Below are 19397 nucleotides of genomic sequence, written 5' to 3'. Positions count from 1 at the left end.
GGTTTCGAGGGGCCTCTCAGATGCGTATTACGATCAAATTGAAACTTGCCGTTGCCTTCGGCTTTCTCGCCGCGGTTCTCATTGGAACTGCCGGCTACGGAATCTACAGTTTGGCGTCCGCCAATCAAGCCATGAGCTACGTCACCGAGGTCGCCGCGGCGCGCCTCGACAAGATCCAGCAAGTGAAAATCCTGTCGCTCAACCGCATTCGCGCGCAGAAGAACATGCTGCTGGCGACAACCCAGGAAGAGATCGACAAATTTTACACAACAGGCGAGGAGCTCGAAATAAAGTTCACGACCCTGCTTGAGGAACTGGCCTCTACGGCGTCAGCGGACCAAAAAGCGTTCTGGGATGAAACCACAGCGCTCGCAAGCGCCAATCACAATGCGAACGGCAAGGTGGACGCGGCGGTGAAGCGAGCCAACATGCCCGAGGCTGTGGCGATTTCTGCCGGCGAGAGCCGGAAAGCGGTAAACGAGTTGAGCGACAAACTGGACGAGGCGGTCCAGATCAACCGCGACCGCATGAGCCGCGCCAATGACGAAGCGGAAGCCGCATATCTCCAGACCCGTATGCTGATGATCGTGATCGCCGCAATCGCCCTCGTCACTGCGGTCGGTACCGCGATCTGGATCTCGATGAGCATCGGTTCCGGGCTGCGAAAAATCAAGACGGTCGCGGATGCGGTTGCCCTCGGTGACCTCAACCAGAAGATTGAAATCAAGACCAACGACGAAATCAAGGATCTTGTCGACACGATCAACGTCATGACCGCCAACCTTCGCGAGACCGCCAGCATCGCCGACCAGATTGCCAACGGTAACCTGACCGTGACACCCAAGCCCCTCTCCGAGAAGGATACGCTTGGTCTTGCGCTCGAAAGCATGGTCGAGCGCCTGCGTGGCGTCGTCGGTGACGCACTTTCGGCATCGCTCAACGTTTCCTCCGGTAGCCAGGAACTCTCAGCGAGCTCCGAACAGGTCTCCCAGGGTGCGACCGAACAAGCCGCTGCCGCCGAAGAAGCCTCAGCCGCCATGGAAGAAATGGCAGCCAATATCAAGCAGAACGCTGACAACGCCGCCCAGACGGAAAAGATTGCCCGCCAGTCGGCCAAGGATGCCGAAGTCTCCGGTGCAGCAGTCAATCGTGCCGTGGCCGCCATGCGCACCATTGCCGAGAAGATCTCCATCGTTCAGGAAATCGCCCGCCAGACCGATTTGCTCGCGCTGAACGCCGCTGTCGAAGCCGCGCGCGCCGGCGAACACGGCAAGGGCTTTGCGGTCGTTGCCTCGGAAGTCCGCAAGCTTGCCGAACGCAGCCAGTCTGCCGCCGGCGAAATCGGTGCCATGTCCTCGTCCACGGTCCAGGCCGCCCAGGAAGCCGGCGACATGCTCGCCCGCCTCGTTCCGGACATCCGTAAGACAGCCGAACTGGTCTCGGAAATCACCGCTGCCTGCCGCGAGCAGGATATCGGTGCCAGCCAGATCAATGAGGCGATCCAGCAGCTCGACAAGGTCACCCAGCAGAACTCGTCCGCATCGGAAGAGATGGCCTCCACCTCGGAAGAACTCGCAGCGCAGTCCGAGGAGCTGCAGACGTCGATCGCCTTCTTCAAGGTCGAGAGCGGCCACGCCGCGGCCAAGGCCCCGCAGAAAGCGGCTCCGGCCAAGCCGGCCAGCCGCCCCGCGCACATGCACCAGTCGGCCGCCTCTGCCCGTAAGCCCACCGAGCACAACAGCGTCAGTGCCCAGCAGGCTCGCGTCAAGGGCTTCGCACTCGACCTCAGCCATGGCGGACCGGATGCCGGTGACGCCGATTTCCGGGAAAGCGCATGATCATGGCGACCTCCTCGCACGAAGCACAGTTCGTTACGTTCAGCCTCGGCGAGGAAGTCTTCGCCGTCCCTGTCGAGGTGGTCCGGGAGATCCTGGATTATGAGGAGGCCTTCAAGATCCCGAATGGCCCCGACTACCTTCTCGGCCTCCGCAATGTGCGGGGGCAAGGGGTGCCGACCATCGATCTCCGGCTGAAGCTCGGCCTCTCGCGCACTATTCCGACGCCGCATACCCGCGTCCTGGTACTCGACGTGCCGCTCGGCGACCGCACGCTGAGCCTGGGCCTCGTCGCCGACCGGGTCTTCGAGGTCACGCCTTTCCGGCAGGACCAGATCGAACAGGCCCCCGATATCGGCATCCGCTGGCGCTCCGACTACATTTCCGGCGTGGTGCGCCGCGAGACCGGCTTCGTCGTCATCATCGATCTCGCACGGTTGCTGACTGCTGACGACACTGCCCTCATGTCATCAAGGGACGCAGCATAAACAATAAGAACCGGGAACACCTGCATGTCATCTGTATCGCGTAGCGTGCCCATCCAGCCGGATGGCATCAGCAAAAAGAATTTTGATCGACTGGCGAAATTTATCTACGATTACAGCGGCATCAAGATGCCGCCGTCGAAGCTCACCATGCTTGAGGGCCGCCTGCGCCGGCGGCTCCGCGCCACCGGCAAATCGAGCTTCGACTCCTATTGCGATTATCTCTTCAAGGGCGACGGGCTCGAACATGAGACCATCTACCTGATCGACGCAGTCACCACCAACAAGACGGATTTCTTCCGCGAGCCCAACCATTTCACCTTCATGCACAAGCAGGCGCTGCCCGACATCATGCGGCGTGGTGCGCGCAGCGTCCGGGCATGGAGTTCGGCTTGCTCAACGGGCGCCGAGCCCTACACCATGGCGATCGTGCTGGAGGAATACGCCCAACAGAACGGCAATACACCGTATACCATCCTCGCCACCGATCTTTCGACCGAGGTGCTCGCGACAGCCCAGCGTGGCATCTACACATCAGAGATCATCGACCCGGTGCCTGCGGATCTCCGGCAGAAATATATCATGCGCTCGGTCAACAGGGGTAGCCGCGATGTCCGTATTGCGCCGCACCTTCGTTCCAAGGTTGCTTTCGCACGGCTGAACCTGATGGACGAGCGCTATGGCATCGGCGATCCCGTGCACATCATCTTCTGCCGCAATGTGATGATCTATTTCGACAAGGAAACCCAGGCCGGCGTGCTCCAGCGTCTCTGCGACTGCCTGCTGCCTGGCGGTTATCTTTTCATCGGCCATTCCGAATCCGTCGCCGGTTTCGACCTGCCGCTCAAGACCGTCGCCAACACCGTCTTCCAGAGGATCTAGAGCCTTTGTCCCAGAAAGTCCGCGTGCTTATCGTCGATGACTCCGCCAGCGTCCGGCAGACGCTGACCAGGGTGCTCGAGGCCGATCCCGATATCGAGGTCATCGGTGCGGCGGCCGATCCGTTCATAGCCGCCAAGCGCATCCGCGATGAAATCCCCGACGTCATCACGCTCGATGTGGAAATGCCGCAGATGGATGGCATCACCTTCCTGCGCAAGCTGATGAGCCAGCATCCGATCCCCGTCGTCATGTGCTCGTCACTGACGGAGAGCGGTTCGGAAACGCTGATGCAGGCGCTCGAAGCAGGTGCAGTCGATGTCATCCTCAAGCCGAAGATCGGCGCGGCCGACCATCTCGCCGAGATCGGCGACAACATCCGCCATGTCGTCAAGGCTGCGGCAAAAGCCCGGCTTGGCAATCTGCGCCGCAACCGCATCGCCGCAACACCGTTGAACCCGCAGGAGAAGCTGACGGCCGATGCCGTGCTCCCTCCTCCCCCAACCGGCCGCGCCATGGCCAAGACGACCGAGATGGTCGTCTGTGTCGGCGCCTCGACCGGCGGCACGGAAGCGCTCCGGGAAATGCTGGAAAGGCTGCCGGCCAACGCACCCGGCATGGTCATCGTCCAGCACATGCCGGAGAAATTCACCGCCGCTTTTGCCAAGCGGCTGAACAGCCTCTGCGAAGTCGAAGTCAAGGAAGCGGTCGATGGCGATCCCGTTCTTCGCGGCCATGTGCTGATCGCGCCCGGCGATCAACATACCCTGCTTGAACGTCGCGGCGCCCGCTATCACGTCTCGGTCAGGACTGGCCCGCTCGTCTCTCGCCATCGGCCTTCGGTCGATGTTCTATTTCGTTCGGCCGCGCGTGCCGCCGGCTCCAACGCCATGGGCGTGATCATGACCGGCATGGGCGACGATGGCGCCCGCGGTATGGAAGAGATGCACCAGGCGGGAGCCTTTACTGTTGCCCAGGACGAGGCGACCTCGATCGTCTTCGGCATGCCCAAGGAAGCGATCGCGCGCGGCGGCGTCGACCGCATCGCGCCTCTGGAGAAAATCGCCCAGGAGATCATGTCCGCCCAGGCGAGATTCTGATGCATGCCGCCCAAAAGTGTATAGCGGTTTTGGGATAACGGCATGCATGAAAGCAAGCCGCTAATCAGGCTGCCTGCGGAGCCAGCTTGGGCTTCGGCTTGGTAAGGAACATCACCGATACTGCCGCGACCAAGCACATGGCGCCGGCAATCTGCAAGGCAGGCATGTAGGAGGCATAGTCGGTACGCAATGTCCCTGCCCCGAAGGCCGCGGTTGCGGCACCGAGCTGGTGGCCGGTGAAGACCCAGCCGAAGATGATGTTCGCCTTCTCACGCCCAAACTTCTCGGCCGACAGTTTTACCGTCGGCGGCACGGTCGCTACCCAATCCAGGCCGTAAAAGACGGCAAACAGTGTCAGCGACGCGATCCCGAAGCCGGAGACCGACAGATAGATCAGCGACAGGCCGCGCAGACCGTAGAACCAGAACAGCAGCCAGCGATTGTCGTAGCGGTCCGACAGCCAACCGGCAAACAGCGTGCCAATGAAATCGAAGATGCCGACCATGGCCAGCAGTCCAGCGGCATTGACCGCCTCGATGTTGAAGTCACCGCAAATCGAGATCCAGTGCGTCTGGATCAGCCCGTTGGTGCTGAGGCCGCAGATGAAGAATGTGCCGAACAACACCCAGAAGGTCGCGCTGCCGCGCACCTCGTAAAGCGCCTTGAGCGGCAGCAGAAGCAACTCGCCCAGCTTCTTGTTGCGAAGCGGGGGTGGCACGATCGTCCGCTCGCCATAGGGCGCCAGTCCGACTTCGGCCGGATAATCCCTGATCAGCAACAGAACGAGCAGCATGGCGCCGATAATGACCGCAACCACCACCGTCAGCGCCATCCGCCAACCGACGACCTCTGTGAGATAGGCAAGCAGCGGCAGGAAAATCAACTGGCCCGTGGCGTTGCTAACGGTCATCAATGCCACCACGACGCCACGCCGCTCGGAAAACCAGCGAGTCGCCACCGTCGCGCCCAGAACCAGCGCCGTCATGCCGGTGCCGACGCCGATGATCACGCCCCAAAACAGCAGCAACTGCCAAAGCTGGGTCATGAAGAACGAGCCGATGATGCCGAACGAGATCAGCGCAAGTGCGGTCGTGACCACTTTGCGGATGCCGAACTGGTTCATGAAGGCTGCCGCGAACGGTCCGAGCAGGCCAAACAGCATCAGCCGCACCGCCATGGCACTGGAAATGCTCGCCGTCGACCAGCCGAACTCCTTCTGCAGCGGCTCGATCAGCACACCTGCAGAACCCATCGCGCCGGCGGTGGCCAGCATTGTGAGGAAGGTGGTCGCGGCCACAACCCAGCCGTAGTGAATATTTCTGGCCCCGAGGGTGGCCGCCAGCCGGTTCGCAATCATGTTTCCGTCCTCTTATCATGTTGTTTGCCGCCAATATGCGGGCATATACCCGCATATTGACAAATGAAATCAAAGAATTTCCAGCAGGCGCTGCAGTTGCAGGCTGGCTTCCTCGCCCACCTGATCATCGAGCTCAACCTGCACATTCTCCCAGATCGGCGTCGCCTCCTCGAGAAGGTCCGTCCCCTTGGCGGATAGCGACAGCAGCGCCTCGCGTTGATCTTCGCCTGTGACGGATGTCACCAGCCCCATCCGCTCCAGCACCTTGGTGTTGCGGCCGATTGTCGAGCGGTCGAGTTCCATGATCCCACCAAGCTCAGTCAGCGAGATCGGCTGCTTGCGCTCGATGTTCCTCAACAGGCTGAATTGCGAAATATTGATTCCAAGCGGCGCAAGCGCCTCGTCATAGCGGGCGCTCAGCCGGCGCGACGCTTTTCGAAGCAAGATGCAGTAGCAGGGTCCGTCAAACATGGCGCGGGTATATACCCGCTTCCAGACATGCGCAAGCCGAAAGCCTGGATTTCGGAAACTATTTTCTATTCCCGATTACCCGGTTCGCCAGACGCTGACAAGAGTGGCTGCTGCGGTCCTCTCAGCCATTCCGCAACTGCATGACAGGTGAGCAAAATTCATATGCGACATCTCTTATAAAGCGGGTAACCAATCCCTAACTATATCACCATAAATTCCCGTGTGTTCCCTCGGAAACAGCGTCGTTCTCGCTGGCATGCCATCAGGCTGCCACGAACGTCAGCTCATTTTGACACAAGTCATACGAGGGATCGCATGATCAGAATATTTGCCTACACGCTGCTCACCATCGTCACATTTTCGACATGTGTGTCGACGATCAGCGTGACACCCACAGATGCCGCTACATGTGCTTCGCACTGCCTTTAGGACCCACGAGAATGAAAGCCATATTTTTCCTGCTGTTTGCGATGGTTACCCTGTCGCTCGGCGCCTCCGCTTTCGAGCTGAGCACGCGCCCGGCAAATGCCTGCGCGATCAAAGTGATCTGCAACTGACACGCTGCACGATGCGGCGGGCGCACGCCCGCCAGCTTGCAATAGCCGCCAAAGCCGCCCTGCCCCATCAGGCAAATGCGCAACAAAATCCCCAGAAAACAGACTGAACTTTTTTTGTCGGACGAGCGTTCTCCATTGCTCGACTCGAGCTCTGAAGCGAGCTTTGGCCGACGCCGTAAGAGCTCGCGAATTTCTGTTCCGTGGATGTTCTGTTGTCGTGCTGTATAACAACTTCCGACCGCATTCATCCCTTGACCGACAAGCGCCAGATCAGGCTTACTTCGACAGCCGATGCCAATTCTGGCAGCAATGCTGTCCAGGCGAAAATTGACTTGGCGAAACAGCCCAAAACTAGTCAGATAAGCCGAATACATTTCCTTGACATCTTCGGGAGTGCCATGGTTCTCCTTCCGGCCGGCGCACGTGAATGGAACGGTATCCGAAAGTTAGACGCATGATGGACGAAATGCCGATCGAAACGCACGAAGAAGGCCCGGCAGCCCCCAAATTTGACGGGCGCGCCGAGATCAGATCGCTGATCGCGAGCGAGTTTGACAAGCATTTCTATTGTAAGGCCTATCCAGACGTAGCAGATGCAGTCAGAAACGATCCTTCCTGTGACTTGGTCGAACAGTACATTCAAACCGGATGGCGCGATGGCCGCGATCCGAATGCCTGGTTCTCGACGGCCGACTATCTTTCCAGCAACCCGGATGTCGCTGCGGCCGGAATGATACCGTTTTTCCACTACCTTCGATTTGGACGCAGCGAACAGCGTCTCGTGAGGGAGAATAGTGAGACCAAGGCGCTGGTCCGAGAGGAACTGGATGCCGAATTCTACAATCAGCAAATTCGTGAGCGAACCTTTTTCTCACCCCCCGAAAATCTCGACCCGGTTGAGCACTATCTGGAACAGGGCTGGCGCTACGGGCTCGATCCAAACGAACTTTTTGCCACGTCGGACTATCTGGAGACCTACCCGGATGTGAAGGCCGCAGGGATGAATCCTTTCGTTCACTATCTCCGCTTCGGAAAAGCCGAAGGCAGACGTCTCCGGCGTGCTCGATTCAGCAATGATCCGGAGGTTTTCTTTCTTAGTTTGGATCAAGCCACGGAAACACGGGAGCCACGGGTCATCTTCAGAACCGCCCACGCGCTTGACGTTCGTCCCATCAACGATCTGACTCCGGAACTTTCACTTCGCAGAGCCACGAAAATCCTCAGCCGGTCTTTTGCCTTTTCCGATGGCTCGCGACCCAACTGGTGGATCGGTGTCGGGACAGCGCTGGGCATGGTCCGCGAAGGCGGATTCATTCCCCATGACACCGATATCGACATCAGAGTTGGTTTGAAATACCGGGGAAGCCGCAGTTCGTGCGCAGCCGCTGCCGAGCTAGTCGATGCTTTCAGAAAAGAAGGCTTTTCGCTTGTCCGCGAAGGCTACTTCGACGGAATCGTCATGCAAACCGCATTCTGCGACGACACCAATCACGGTGTCATTGTCGATATCTATTACTTTTACGAAGGCATCTCGGAACAGGCATTTCTCAATATCAACGACGTTACGATGCGGAAGAAGCCCCGGCATCTCATCGACAACAAGAAGGCCGTTGCCTGGCCCACCGACAAGGATATCAAGGTTTTCCTTCCCTACCCTCCGGAGGAGTATTTGTCGTGGCGCTTTGGACCGGAGTGGAACATTCACAAGAAAAGCAGTGAGTTAAGCGATATTGACAACCAATGTCTTCTGCCCGTTCCTCGAAGCACGGTGCTGACCTACGGCACGTTCGATGTGTTCCATCAAGGTCATCTGCATCTGCTCGAACGCGCAAGGGAACTGGGTGATCACCTCGTCGTCGGCGTCGTTTCGGACGCGCTGTGCCAGCAAAAGGGAAAGACCATCTGGCAAAGCGAGCAGATCCGTCGCAACGCCGTTACCAATCTCCCCTTTGTTGACGAGGTCTTCATTCAGCGAGAACCGGATCAGAAGGAATGGGATATAGATCGTTTCGGTGCAAGCTTTCTCGTCGTCGGCGATGATTGGAAAGGACATCCGAGGTTCGAGCAGGTCAGAGGATATCACGGCGTCGAGATCGTTTATCTTAAGCGCACCCCAGACGTTTCATCGACGTTGATAAAGGCGGCCATCTCGCAGGCCTTGGCCGCGAGGCAGTGACATCACCATGATCGTGCCAGCAAGATTGCGCGAATACATCGCCTCGCTAGACCCCGAGGAGAGCTACAATATTGTCCACTTCACCTCATTGGATTGCAGGCCTACCGACGTAGCCTTCCGCAAGAGTGTCGAGTACGAGGACGACAGCGGCCTCTATTGTCTCGCTCTCGATCAGCCGGCCATAAGCTCAGTCGTCATAAAGCTCAACACCGGCACGGTGATCAAGACAGTCTCGACATTCTCGGAGTTTAAAATTCTCGAAAGAGAAGTCAGCTGGCTTACCGAGCTGCAATCGACAGGCATAGTGCCTCGCTTGTCATCCTATACAGCGGATACGCTGACGCTGGATTATAGAGGGGAGCCGGTCCGGCAATATAATTTACCCGACGACTGGCGTCGGCAGGCATCGGACATTCTTGCTGCACTGTCCGAGCATGGATGCTGCCACAATGATATCAAATGCGACAATCTGGTCGTCCTCGATGGCAGGCTCTCGCTGATAGATTTCGGATGGGCGACGAGAGTTGGGGAAATCATCCCATCCGATTGGCCACAGGGCATCGGCCGCCAGCATCGGCTTGACATCCATCGGTTCGATGACCGGAAAGCGATTTTTGAGGCGCTCTTCTCTGCGGAGCGCAATACGATCGACAAGTCGATCGTCATGAAGCGGTAGCGCAAGACGCTTGCGTGATGAGCGCTCGCGGAATCGATCTCATATGTTTTCGCGGGTGTAGATCTCGAAAGGAACGATACTGGTGTAGTTGGCTGTGTCTCCGCGAGCGGTAGCCGAGCGAATCATACCGCCGATGGCTTCGTCGGCGAGACGGCCGAGCGGGTGTGCGATGGCGAGCGTGAGTGTGCCGTCGAGCAGCGCAGCTCGGGTGCTCTCCATGAGTTCGTAGCCGACCAGCACCAGCTTGCCTGCTCGACCGCTGTTGCGCAGCGCCGCAATCGCGCCGCTGACGCCACCGCCTGCCACATATAGCCCGGCGAGGTCGGGATGTTCACGGAGCAGTTGCTCTGTCATTTCCTGGCCGACCGCCGAGGATTCGAATGTGGATATCGGCTCCAGCAGTGTGAATTCTGGCGCATATTCGCGGAAATATGAACGAAATCCTGTTTCGTTCATTTCCTGGTTCCGATACCTGTGGTTGCCCATCAGGATGCCAATTTTACCTGGCGCCCTGCAGACATGCTCGAAGGTCCAGGCTGCTGTGCGGCCAACCTTCCAGTTATCCAGCCCCACATAATGGACCTGCCCCGTGGCGGAAAGCTGCGAAATCAGCGCAAAGACCGCAACGCCCTTGGCCTGCACCATTTCAAGTGCCTGAATGACCAGAGGATGCACGGCGGCGGTGAGGCATACGGCCTGGCAATCCTGCGCAAGCGCCATGGCCCGGTCGGCGGTGTTCTGCGGCGAAAGATCATCGAGGAACTCGATGCGAAGCTCGACGTCGGCATCCGTGACGCGTTGCGCGGCAGCGCGCAATGCCTGCGCCAAAAGCTGGTAGAACGGCCGGTGCGGCTGCAGCAGGATGACACCGAAACGATACTTCTGGCGCACCGCCGCATTCCGCGACTGAATTGCGCCAAGGCCGTAGAAGCCTATCGTCTCGGCTGCGGCCTGCACTTTTTCGCGCGTGTGGGTGCGCACGCCGGCGTCGCTGGACAGTACGCGATTGACCGTTGCCACGGACACGCCAGCGGCTTTCGCGAGGTCACGGATGGTTGGACGGCTCATTCGCATATCCTGATACAAAAAATATCATTGATGTCTATATATGATACAAATGAGATAATCAACCTCGACCAAGAAATCATAACTTGATTAAATATGCATCAAGTTGGCATGGTAATCGCCATGGAGGAACGGGTCCTCGCGACCAGCATCGAAGGCGGCGCGGGATTTCACGGGAGAAGACTTAATACCATCAGAGGCGGCCCTCGGCCGCGCGTGGCGGATCCTGTCGATCCGCGCGCTTGAGCTTTCGCGGCAATCGGCTTGCGGGGGGACGGTATTTCTTTGCCCACGTTCCAGGTTTTCCGGGCGTAAGGCCGTCAGGAGGAGATATGTGATGGACGATCTGCAATATGGCAAGCGCAACAAGCGCGGCGACTGGGCTCCCGATCGCCGGCTGGAAGTCGCCCCCCTCTGGGCGTGGCCGCCGAAATTTCTGACCGTGCTGAAATGGATCCCGGAATATATCTGGCCATGGAACGCCTTCCATATGGCGACGACGCTCCTCTACTGGTTCTACGTCGTGCCTGATGTCAGCGTCATGAAGACGCTCGGATTTGGCTGGGCACTGTGGCTTTATGCGGTCAATGCCGCTGCCATCTTCGCTTTCTACGGCTCGGTCGAGTTCATCTTCTATGTCAAGCGCAAGCAGGGGAACCGGTTCAAATACAATGTGAAATTCCCGGGCGAACAGCCCTCCGATGTCTTCTGGTTCAAGAGCCAGAACATCGACAATTTCCTGCGCTCCTTCTTTATCTCTATCCCGCTCTGGACGCTGGTCGAAGTGCTGTTCCTGTGGGTCTTCGCCAATGGCTGGGTGCCGTGGCTGAGCTGGGCCAACAATCCCTATTACCTGGCCACGCTGGTTCTGTTGGCGCCGGTGATCCACGAGGTCCACTTCTTCATCATCCATCGCCTGATCCATTGGGGACCGCTCTATCGCTGGATTCACTCGGTGCATCACAACTCGGTCAATCCGTCGCCCTGGTCGTCGCTGTCGATGCATCCCGTGGAAGGCTTTCTGTATCACGCCGTCGCCTGCTGGCACCTGTTGATCCCCTCCAACCCGATCGTGGCGATGTTCCAGCTTCACATTGCAGGCTTCGGCGCCGTGAACGGTCACATCGGCTTCGAAAAGCTCGAGGTCACCGAGGATACGCCGCTCGATACCCATGCCTATGCCCATTACCTGCACCACAAGTTCTTCGAGGTGAACTATGGCGGCGACGGGCTGATCCCGCTCGATAAGTGGTTCGGCACCTGGCACGACGGCACCAAGGAAGGCGACGCACTGATGCAGGCCCGCTTCGAGAAGAAGAAGCAGCGGATGAACGCCCAGTCGGCTGGGGCGAAGTCCTGAGAGAGCATTTGGATGTGTCCTGCTGAGGAGGCAAGGCACATCCCGATACCGGCCCGGATCAGGGCGTCAACACTGAAAATTGGGGTTTTCGTCCGTCACCCGGCGGACAAAATGGAGGAGACTGAAATGAATCGAGTGAAGAATATTGCGCGTGCACTGGCGACCACGGCTTTCGTGGCGATCGGTGTGTCGATGGCACTGGCTGCCAATATAGCTGTCGTCGGCGGCAAGACCGACGATGCCTTCTGGAACAAGATCAAGAAGGGCGTCGACGATGCTCGTGTGGTAATCGAGGCCAATGGTGGCAAGGTCAGCTACCTGCAGCTCCAGACCTATGACAATCTCGGCCCCGACGCGGCCCAGCTCGTGCGCACTGCGATCAGCCAGGGCGTCACCGGCATCGCAGTTCCAAACTGGGTTCCGGAAGCCGAGGACGAAGCCATCAAGGCTGCCGTCGAGGCAGGCATCAAAGTCGTCATCATCAATGCCGGCAGCATCGACAAGGCAAGGGAGCTCAAGGCGATCAACTATGTCGGAACCGACGAGGGCCTGGGCGGCGTGGCCGCTGGCGAGTATTTTGCCAAAATCGGCCTGAAGAATGCCATCTGTGTCAACACCATCCCGGGTGCCGCCAACCTTGAAGCCCGCTGTAAGGGCATGATCGAAGGCATCACCGCAAAGGGTGGCCAAGGCAAGCAGCTGCCGCTACCGGCCACCAGCTTCGGCGATCCGACGGCTGTCGCAGAAGCCATCAAGGCCACCCTGCTTCAGGACGGCACTATCGACGCCGTGATCACGATCTCCGCCGGGGATGCCGACAGCGCCGCCAGCGGCATAGCTCAGGCCGGTAAGACGGACGCTGTCAAGCTCGGAGCGTTCGACTTCAACGAAGCCAGCCTGGCCCGCATCAAAAGCGGGACCCAGCTGTTCGCCATCGACCAGCAGCCTTACCTGCAATCTTTCCTTGGCGTGACACTGCTGGCCTCCGAGCTTGATTTCGGCACCAGCCTGCCAACCGCTCCGGTTCTGACCGGCCCGGGCATCGTCGACGCCTCCAACATCGACTTGACGTTGGCCGGCGTTTCCAAGGGCGCCCGCTAAGCCAACCAGGCCCCGCATGCCCGGCCCCTGATCCTTTCGGGGGCCGGCAGATCGCCGCGCCAAAGGCCATGGCCCGAAAGCGCGCGCGGACCCAACAGGCTTTGCGAAAAGGACGAGTGCAATGAATACGAAAACAGTCAGCCTGCCGGTCGTGGAGACGAACAAGGCGCCGCGCTTTCGCGTCGGTGGCTTCTCCGCCGGCAATCTCATTCGCCGCCCGGAAGCGGGTGCTTTCCTGGGCCTCGTCGCGGTGTTCGCTTTCTTCGTGATCTTCGGAAGCGTGGATGTCATCAAACCGGCTGGTGCCTCCAGCTGGCTGAACGTGGCCGCAAATCTCGGCATCGTCGCCATCCCGATCGGACTTCTGATGATCGCCGGCGAGCTGGACATTTCCATTGGCTCGATGATCCCGGCGGGTTCGATGACCGTCGCCATTGCCACCGGCCATTATGGCCTGCCGGTCTGGTTCGGCATTGCACTTGCGCTCGGTTTCGGCGTCCTGATCGGCCTCATCAACGGAATTCTGGTGGTGCGCACAGCCGTTCCATCTTTGATCGTGACGCTCGGTACACTCTTTGCTGTTGCCGGCCTGGTTCTCGGCCTCTCGGTGCTGCTGACCGGCACCACGTCGGTCGCGATCACAGCGGCGCCATGGGCGAAGATGCTCTTCGGCCAGTTCATCGGCGGCACGTTCCAGGTCATCATCTTCTGGTGGCTCGCAGCGACAGTGGCCTATATCTACGTCGTGCACTATTCGCCCTACGGCAACTGGATCTTCGCGATGGGCGGCGACAGAAACAGCGCCAGAAATTCCGGCATTCCGACAGATCGCCTGACCATCATCCTGTTCATCATTTCCGCCACCAGTGCGTCCTTCGTCGGCGTCTGTCAGGCGATCCTGTTCAACTCGGCGCAGGTCTCGGCGGGGATGTCCTTCATCTTCAACTCGATCATCTCGGTCGTCGTTGGCGGTGTTCTGCTGACCGGTGGCTTCGGCTCCATCATCGGCATCTTCTTCGGAACCATCACCTTTGCGGTGGTCAACCAGGGCATCTATTTCACGCAGTTCGACCGCAACTGGTCGAGCCTGATCATCGGCGTGATGCTGCTTCTGGCAGTGCTGATGAACAACACCTTCCGCCGCATGGCCCTGTCCTACAGCCCGAAAAAGAAGTGAGAGCGGCATCATGACACCTCCCATTCTCAAGCTCACCAATGTCTGTAAGTCCTTCGGGCCGATCGACGTGCTCGACAACATCTCGCTGGAAGTACGTGCCGGTGAAGTCCTCTGTCTTCTTGGCGACAACGGCGCGGGCAAGTCCACCCTCATCAAGACCCTGTCCGGCGTCTACACGCCGAATTCGGGAACGATCGAGATGGACGGCGTGCCGGCGGATTTCAAAAGCCCCAGGGACGCCAGCGAGCGCGGCATTGCTACGGTGCATCAGTTTGGCGGCACCTTTCCGCTGATGAGCATCGGCCGTTCATTCTTTGTCGGTGTCGAGCCTTACAAGAAGTTTGGCCCGTTGAAGTTCTATGATCGCAAGACGGCCAATGACATCGCCGTCAAGGCGGTTCGCGAATTCGGCATCACTCGGATCGACGACGGTGACCGGCTGGTCGGCGGCCTGTCCGGTGGCGAACGCCAGTCGCTTGCCATTGCGCGAGCGGTGCATTTCGGCGCGCGCGTGCTGATCCTGGACGAGCCGACGGCGGCTCTCGGGGTGAAGGAGGCAGCGCATGTTCTGCGCATCGTTCTCCAGGCTCGCCAGCGTGGTCTGGCAGTGGTCTTCATCACCCACAATGTGGTGCATGCCATGACTGTGGGCGACCACTTCGCCGTGCTGATCCGTGGCGCGAAGGCCGCTGATTTCCGCAAGGGGGAGAGAACCCGCGAGGAGATCACCGACCTCATGGCCGGCGGCGAAGCCATGGCCGAGCTCGAAGCCGAAATCGAAGGCTTCATGATCGCCAATGGCGGCAACGAAGTCCTCGCCGTTTAAGAACGAGAACGACTGTGACCGCGGTTGGAAACCGCTTGAAACCCCGCCCTGCATTCAGCCGGGCGGGCAATGATAAAGCCGGGCCGAATTGTACCTGGTCCAAGCTCTAGGAAGACGGAAGGAAGAAAAACAATGGGCACCTGGACGCGCGCTTGCGCCACCGATGACATCGATCCCGAGGACGTGATCCGCTTTGACCATGCCGGCCAGACCTTCGTGGTGATCCGCAGCCCGGAAGACGAGTTCTACTGCATGGATGGCATCTGCTCACATGAAAAGGTGCATCTGAAGGATGGGCTGGTGATAGATGGCATCATCGAATGCCCCAAGCACAGTGCGCATTTCGACTACCGCACCGGAGAGGCGACACGCGCGCCTGCCTGCATCAACCTCAAGACATGGCCGGTCAAAGTCGAAAACGGCGAAGTTTTTATCGAGATTTAAGACATGACACATTTTTCCCTCGCTGCCTGCGCCGAAATGATCTGGCGCGATCGACCCATCGAATGGCGTGCAAGCCGTCTCAAGGAGATGGGCTTCGGCGTCGGCCTCTGGAACTGGCCGGATCACGATCTGGCAAAGCTGGAGGCGACCGGAGCGATCTTCACAATCATGAACGGCTATCTCACGGGTCGCCTTACCGATGACGACGGTGCGGCCGAATTGCTGAAGACAGCGCGTGAGACCGCACAGGTCGGCAAGCGTCTCGGCGTCCAGCGCCTCAACCTGCATGGCACGGGACTCGGCGAAGGTGGTTTACCCGTCCAGCCGATCGAAGTCGTCACGGGCGCGATGTGGATGAAGGCGCGCGATACGCTTTGCCGGATTGCCGACATGGCCGAGGAAGAAGGCGTGACCTTCACGCTGGAAAACCTGAACCTGCCCGTCGATCACCCGGGCGTGCCGTTCGGTCGTGCCGAGGACACGCTGGCGCTGGTGTCCGGCGTCAATCATCCCCGCCTGCAGCTTAATCTCGATCTCTATCATGCCCAGATCGGCGAAGGAAACCTGATCGAACTTTGCCGCAAATGCCTTCCCTGGATCGGCGAGATTCAGGTCGCCGACGTTCCCGGCCGCTGTGAGCCCGGCACCGGCGAGGTCAACTGGCATGGCGTCGCCAAGGCTCTGAAAGCGATGGGCTATTCCGGCCCTGTCGGCATGGAAGCCTTCGCCTCAAACGATCCCGAAACGGCCCTTGAGGCCTTCCGCAACGCATTCACGGTGTAGCCCCATGGTCACGAAGACTAACCGCCCGACAGTCGCCGACATCCGTGCCATGAAGGCACGCGGCCAGAAGATCTCGATGCTCTTCGTCACAACGCCCGAAGAGGCTGCGGCTGCCGATGCGGCCGGCATTCACATGCTCTCCATCGAGGGTCGCTTTTTCAGCCCGGAAATGCGCGAGGCCGCCGGCCGGTGCTTCGTTCAGGTAGGGTTGCCGTACGGCCCTTCCGGCAAGCTTGTTTCTGCCGAGGATTATCTCAAAGCCGCGTTCCATTTCATGGCGATGGGCGGCGATTGCTTCTATTGCGCGGCAAGCCTCGATATCCAGAAGACGCTTTGCGACAACGCGGTCCCGATCGTCGCCCATGTCGGCCTGATCCCCTCGCAATGCACCTGGACAGGCGGCTTCAAGGCCGTGGGCAAGACTGCACAGAGCGCAAGAGACGTATGGGATCATGTAAAGCGGCTGGAAGCGATCGGCTGCTTTGGCGCCGAGCTCGAAGTGGTACCCGACCGGGTGGGCGCGCTGATCTCGAAGAACACCCCGATGATCATGCTGGGCATGGGTGCCGGACCCGGTGCGGATGCACAATACCTGTTTGCCGAGGATGTGTTGGGCCACACAGCTGGGCACCGCCCTCGCCATGCCAAAACCTACCGAAATTTCGCCGCCGAATTCGCCCGCCTGCAGCAGGAGCGCATCGCCGCATTCCGGGAGTTCATCGCCGATGTCAATTCAGGGACTTATCCGGCCGCCGAGCACGATGTGCCGATCTCGGACGAGGAGTTCAACGCCCTGGTGGCAGGGCTCAAGGCCTGAACGGGAATTAGGACAGGAGACGCGAGATGCGGATCGGACTGGTTGGGCGAACGCTCGCCGTTCTCGATGCCGCCCACCACAGCGCTGCCGAGGGTCGGACAATCGAACTCACTTGATCCACGCAATGGCGCATGGCGCGCCGATCCAATCTCCCCGACCCATCGGGGGATCACATATTGAAAGGAATTCGAATGCTTAAAGTCGGTCTTCTTGGTGCCGGGCGTATCGCCGGCGTACACGCAACGGCCATTTCCAGCCATCCCGGCAGCACGCTCGTTGCGGTATCGGATATCAACCGTGCTGCAGCCGAAAAGCTGGGCGGGCAGTATAGCGCCGAGGCGCGCGACACGGATGCGATCCTCAATGATCCTTCGATCGATGCTGTGCTCGTCGCCACCTCGACGGACACCCATTCGGACCTGATCGAAAGAGCTACCGCAGCCGGCAAAGCCGTGCTTTGCGAAAAGCCGGTGGACCTGAGCCTGGCGCGCGCCCGGGCCTGCCAGAAAGTTGCCGCTGCCAATGGCCGTCCGGTGATGATCGGCTTCAACCGCCGTTTCGATCCGAACTTTGCGGCGCTGAAGGCCGCTGCCGACCGCGGCGAAATCGGCAAGACCGAGCTTCTGTCGATCACCTCCTTCGATCCCGCGCCGCCGCCCGTTGCCTATATCAAGGTCTCCGGCGGCCTTTTCCGGGACATGATGATCCATGATTTCGACATGGCCAACTTCCTCATGGGTGCGGCGCCCGTCTCGATCACGGCGGTCGGCTCCTCCATCGTCGATCCCGAGATCGGCGCCGCCGGCGATGTCGATACGGCGGTGGTGACGCTCAGCTATGCCGATGGCCGGATCGCAGTGATCAAGAACAGCCGCCGCGCCGTCTATGGCTACGACCAGCGTCTGGAGCTTCTGGGCTCCGAGGGCCTGCTACAGGCGCAGAACATGCTGGAAAACACCGTGGTCAAATCGACGACTTCGGGCGTAACAGGCGCCAAGCCCACCTATTTCTTCCTCGAGCGCTACATGCCCGCCTATGCCGCCGAATGGGCTGCCTTCGTCGAAGCCGTCAATGGCGGCGGGATACTGCCTGTCACACTAGATGATGGCGTCGCAGCTCTGGCCATGGCCGAGGCTGCAACCCTTTCGGTGAAGACCGGCGGTCCGGTCACGCTGGCCAGCGTTTTGGGATGATTTTTCGGGTGGGGGCTATGGAACGGTGGCTTTGACGAAGGGACATGCTGATGGACGACTTGAAATTCGGCACGCGCAACAAGCGCGGAGATTATGCGCCAAACGAGCCGCTCGAGATTGCTCCCATTCTGGTCTGGCCGCCGCGGCCTCTCCAGCTCCTGCGATGGCTGCCCAGCTATTTTCTGCCGTGGAATATTATCTTCTTTGCTCTCGGCGCATTGTGGTGGTTCTTCCTGACCCCAGCAAAGGAGACGATGCAGACTTATGGTTGGGGCTGGATCCTGTGGATCTGGGCCCGCAGCAGCGCCGCCGTGTTCCTGCTATACGGCCTTCTGGAACTGCGGCTCTACATCAAGCGGGCGCAGGGTAATCGCTTCAAATTCAATGCGAAATTCCCGCACGAGACGCCCTCTGGTGTCTTCATGTTCAAGTCGCAGACCATCGACGGCATGATCCGTTGCTTTGCAACCGGCGTGCCGATCTGGTCTGCCTATGAAGTATTCCTGCTGCATGCCTGGGCGAACGGCTGGGGTCCGTGGACGACATTCGAGGAACATCCGTGGACACTTGCGCTCTTCGGCCTTGCGATCCCGCTGATTCACGAGCTGCATTTCTATTGCATCCATCGGCTGATCCACACGCCGTTCCTCTATAAATGGGTCCACTCCGTCCACCACAATTCGGTCAATCCATCCCCCTGGTCGTCGCTTTCGATGCATCCGGTCGAGCATCTGCTCTACTGGTCCGACAGCCTGATCCACCTGATCATCCCGTCGCATCCGCTGCTGCTGCTCTATCATCTGCATGTTACGGGCACCGGCGCCGTGGTCGGCCATATCGGCTTTGACAAGATCGAGACCGGGCCCGACAGTGGCTTCGACAGCCATGCCTATGCCCATTATCTGCATCACAAGTACTTCGAGGTGAACTATGCCGACGGCTCCGTCCCCTTCGACAAGTGGTTCGGCACATGGCATGACGGCACCAAGGATGGCGATAAACTGATGCAGGCGCGGTTCCAGGAAAAGAAGGCGCGGATGAATGCCGGCCAGGCACAGGACAACCGTGACGCCCGGTAAGACAATCAGACCAAGG

General features: G+C 59.4%; 19 protein-coding genes. 15 read left to right on the top strand and 4 right to left on the bottom strand.

What is annotated here, in order from left to right; genetic code table 11:
- The first annotated feature begins 20 nt into the window (after positions 1-20).
- Genes ACXHRN_RS06375 through ACXHRN_RS06360 form a run of 4 tightly spaced genes read left to right on the top strand, consistent with a single transcriptional unit; the run spans position 21 to position 4299 of the window.
- Entirely contained in the window at positions 21-1838 is a 1818-nt protein-coding gene (locus ACXHRN_RS06375) for a methyl-accepting chemotaxis protein (protein WP_488640495.1), read from the top strand.
- Positions 1835-2323: a chemotaxis protein CheW gene (locus tag ACXHRN_RS06370; RefSeq protein WP_488640494.1), complete on the top strand. Its 489-nt coding sequence runs from the start codon at positions 1835-1837 to the stop codon at positions 2321-2323. The genes ACXHRN_RS06375 and ACXHRN_RS06370 overlap by 4 nt, the downstream gene beginning before the upstream one ends.
- A 24-nt stretch (positions 2324-2347) precedes the next feature.
- On the top strand, positions 2348-3202 hold the full coding sequence (locus ACXHRN_RS06365; RefSeq protein ID WP_488640493.1) for a CheR family methyltransferase: 855 nt from the start codon (positions 2348-2350) through the stop codon (positions 3200-3202).
- A 5-nt stretch (positions 3203-3207) separates the two neighbouring features.
- Positions 3208-4299: a protein-glutamate methylesterase/protein-glutamine glutaminase gene (locus ACXHRN_RS06360; RefSeq protein WP_488640492.1), complete on the top strand. Its 1092-nt coding sequence runs from the start codon at positions 3208-3210 to the stop codon at positions 4297-4299.
- Positions 4300-4363: 64 nt separating this feature from the next.
- Here the strand turns inward: ACXHRN_RS06360 and ACXHRN_RS06355 are convergent, their stop codons facing one another.
- From ACXHRN_RS06355 to ACXHRN_RS06345, 3 genes are all read right to left on the bottom strand, one after another.
- Complete coding sequence (locus tag ACXHRN_RS06355; RefSeq protein ID WP_488640491.1) at positions 4364-5656, bottom strand: MFS transporter; 1293 nt, start codon at positions 5654-5656, stop codon at positions 4364-4366.
- Positions 5657-5725: 69 nt separating this feature from the next.
- Positions 5726-6127 (bottom strand): MarR family winged helix-turn-helix transcriptional regulator, encoded by a 402-nt coding sequence (locus tag ACXHRN_RS06350; RefSeq protein WP_488640490.1) that lies wholly within the window; start codon positions 6125-6127, stop codon positions 5726-5728.
- Between the two features lie 403 nt (positions 6128-6530).
- Positions 6531-7058 (bottom strand): hypothetical protein, encoded by a 528-nt coding sequence (locus ACXHRN_RS06345; protein ID WP_488640489.1) that lies wholly within the window; start codon positions 7056-7058, stop codon positions 6531-6533.
- 80 nt (positions 7059-7138) lie between these two features.
- Here ACXHRN_RS06345 and ACXHRN_RS06340 point away from each other — a divergent pair, with 80 nt between their 5' ends.
- Positions 7139-8860: an FAD synthase family protein gene (locus ACXHRN_RS06340; protein WP_488640488.1), complete on the top strand. Its 1722-nt coding sequence runs from the start codon at positions 7139-7141 to the stop codon at positions 8858-8860.
- Between the two features lie 7 nt (positions 8861-8867).
- Positions 8868-9536 carry a BUD32 family EKC/KEOPS complex subunit gene (locus tag ACXHRN_RS06335; RefSeq protein ID WP_488640487.1) on the top strand — a complete coding sequence of 223 codons (669 nt, stop codon included), beginning with the start codon at positions 8868-8870 and terminating at the stop codon, positions 9534-9536.
- Between the two features lie 39 nt (positions 9537-9575).
- Here ACXHRN_RS06335 and ACXHRN_RS06330 read toward each other — a convergent pair whose 3' ends face one another.
- On the bottom strand, positions 9576-10604 hold the full coding sequence (locus ACXHRN_RS06330) for a LacI family DNA-binding transcriptional regulator (RefSeq protein ID WP_488640486.1): 1029 nt from the start codon (positions 10602-10604) through the stop codon (positions 9576-9578).
- 334 nt (positions 10605-10938) lie between these two features.
- Between ACXHRN_RS06330 and ACXHRN_RS06325 the strand changes: the two genes are divergently transcribed.
- The 9 genes from ACXHRN_RS06325 (at position 10939) to ACXHRN_RS06285 (ending at position 19381) form a co-directional block, all read left to right on the top strand.
- Positions 10939-11961, top strand: a complete 1023-nt coding sequence (locus tag ACXHRN_RS06325) for a sterol desaturase family protein (protein ID WP_488640485.1) — start codon at positions 10939-10941, stop codon at positions 11959-11961.
- Between the two features lie 126 nt (positions 11962-12087).
- On the top strand, positions 12088-13062 hold the full coding sequence (locus ACXHRN_RS06320; protein WP_488640484.1) for a substrate-binding domain-containing protein: 975 nt from the start codon (positions 12088-12090) through the stop codon (positions 13060-13062).
- 121 nt (positions 13063-13183) lie between these two features.
- The gene (locus ACXHRN_RS06315; protein ID WP_488640483.1) at positions 13184-14239 is read left to right on the top strand and encodes an ABC transporter permease; all 1056 of its coding nucleotides are present in this window, start codon (positions 13184-13186) and stop codon (positions 14237-14239) included.
- 10 nt (positions 14240-14249) lie between these two features.
- Positions 14250-15065: an ATP-binding cassette domain-containing protein gene (locus ACXHRN_RS06310; protein ID WP_488640482.1), complete on the top strand. Its 816-nt coding sequence runs from the start codon at positions 14250-14252 to the stop codon at positions 15063-15065.
- A 132-nt stretch (positions 15066-15197) separates the two neighbouring features.
- Entirely contained in the window at positions 15198-15509 is a 312-nt protein-coding gene (locus ACXHRN_RS06305) for a MocE family 2Fe-2S type ferredoxin (RefSeq protein ID WP_488640481.1), read from the top strand.
- Positions 15510-15512: 3 nt separating this feature from the next.
- The gene (locus ACXHRN_RS06300) at positions 15513-16292 is read left to right on the top strand and encodes a TIM barrel protein (protein ID WP_488640480.1); all 780 of its coding nucleotides are present in this window, start codon (positions 15513-15515) and stop codon (positions 16290-16292) included.
- Positions 16293-16296: 4 nt separating this feature from the next.
- A complete protein-coding gene (locus ACXHRN_RS06295; protein WP_488640479.1) occupies positions 16297-17109 on the top strand; it encodes a 3-methyl-2-oxobutanoate hydroxymethyltransferase in 813 nt (270 codons plus the stop codon).
- 191 nt (positions 17110-17300) lie between these two features.
- Complete coding sequence (gene iolG, locus ACXHRN_RS06290) at positions 17301-18302, top strand: inositol 2-dehydrogenase (protein ID WP_488640478.1); 1002 nt, start codon at positions 17301-17303, stop codon at positions 18300-18302.
- 50 nt (positions 18303-18352) lie between these two features.
- Positions 18353-19381, top strand: coding sequence for a sterol desaturase family protein (locus ACXHRN_RS06285; protein ID WP_488640477.1), 1029 nt, complete (start codon positions 18353-18355; stop codon positions 19379-19381).
- The last annotated feature ends 16 nt before the right edge of the window (positions 19382-19397 follow it).

This window comes from Shinella sp. OV683, from assembly GCF_057787725.1.
Note: the sequence above shows the minus strand (reverse complement) of the source record. Positions and strands in the feature narration are given on the sequence as shown.

Bases quoted from the DNA above. Each gene is read 5' to 3' on its own strand.
- ACXHRN_RS06375 (WP_488640495.1), top strand. From the start codon at position 21: ATGCGTATTACGATCAAATTGAAACTTGCCGTTGCCTTCGGCTTTCTC.
- ACXHRN_RS06370 (WP_488640494.1), top strand. From the start codon at position 1,835: ATGATCATGGCGACCTCCTCGCACGAAGCACAGTTCGTTACGTTCAGC.
- ACXHRN_RS06365 (WP_488640493.1), top strand. From the start codon at position 2,348: ATGTCATCTGTATCGCGTAGCGTGCCCATCCAGCCGGATGGCATCAGC.
- ACXHRN_RS06355 (WP_488640491.1), bottom strand. From the start codon at position 5,656: ATGATTGCGAACCGGCTGGCGGCCACCCTCGGGGCCAGAAATATTCAC.
- ACXHRN_RS06350 (WP_488640490.1), bottom strand. From the start codon at position 6,127: ATGTTTGACGGACCCTGCTACTGCATCTTGCTTCGAAAAGCGTCGCGC.
- ACXHRN_RS06345 (WP_488640489.1), bottom strand. From the start codon at position 7,058: ATGTATTCGGCTTATCTGACTAGTTTTGGGCTGTTTCGCCAAGTCAAT.
- ACXHRN_RS06340 (WP_488640488.1), top strand. From the start codon at position 7,139: ATGATGGACGAAATGCCGATCGAAACGCACGAAGAAGGCCCGGCAGCC.
- ACXHRN_RS06335 (WP_488640487.1), top strand. From the start codon at position 8,868: ATGATCGTGCCAGCAAGATTGCGCGAATACATCGCCTCGCTAGACCCC.
- ACXHRN_RS06330 (WP_488640486.1), bottom strand. From the start codon at position 10,604: ATGAGCCGTCCAACCATCCGTGACCTCGCGAAAGCCGCTGGCGTGTCC.
- ACXHRN_RS06325 (WP_488640485.1), top strand. From the start codon at position 10,939: ATGGACGATCTGCAATATGGCAAGCGCAACAAGCGCGGCGACTGGGCT.
- ACXHRN_RS06320 (WP_488640484.1), top strand. From the start codon at position 12,088: ATGAATCGAGTGAAGAATATTGCGCGTGCACTGGCGACCACGGCTTTC.
- ACXHRN_RS06315 (WP_488640483.1), top strand. From the start codon at position 13,184: ATGAATACGAAAACAGTCAGCCTGCCGGTCGTGGAGACGAACAAGGCG.
- ACXHRN_RS06310 (WP_488640482.1), top strand. From the start codon at position 14,250: ATGACACCTCCCATTCTCAAGCTCACCAATGTCTGTAAGTCCTTCGGG.
- ACXHRN_RS06305 (WP_488640481.1), top strand. From the start codon at position 15,198: ATGGGCACCTGGACGCGCGCTTGCGCCACCGATGACATCGATCCCGAG.
- ACXHRN_RS06300 (WP_488640480.1), top strand. From the start codon at position 15,513: ATGACACATTTTTCCCTCGCTGCCTGCGCCGAAATGATCTGGCGCGAT.
- ACXHRN_RS06295 (WP_488640479.1), top strand. From the start codon at position 16,297: ATGGTCACGAAGACTAACCGCCCGACAGTCGCCGACATCCGTGCCATG.
- iolG (WP_488640478.1), top strand. From the start codon at position 17,301: ATGCTTAAAGTCGGTCTTCTTGGTGCCGGGCGTATCGCCGGCGTACAC.
- ACXHRN_RS06285 (WP_488640477.1), top strand. From the start codon at position 18,353: ATGGACGACTTGAAATTCGGCACGCGCAACAAGCGCGGAGATTATGCG.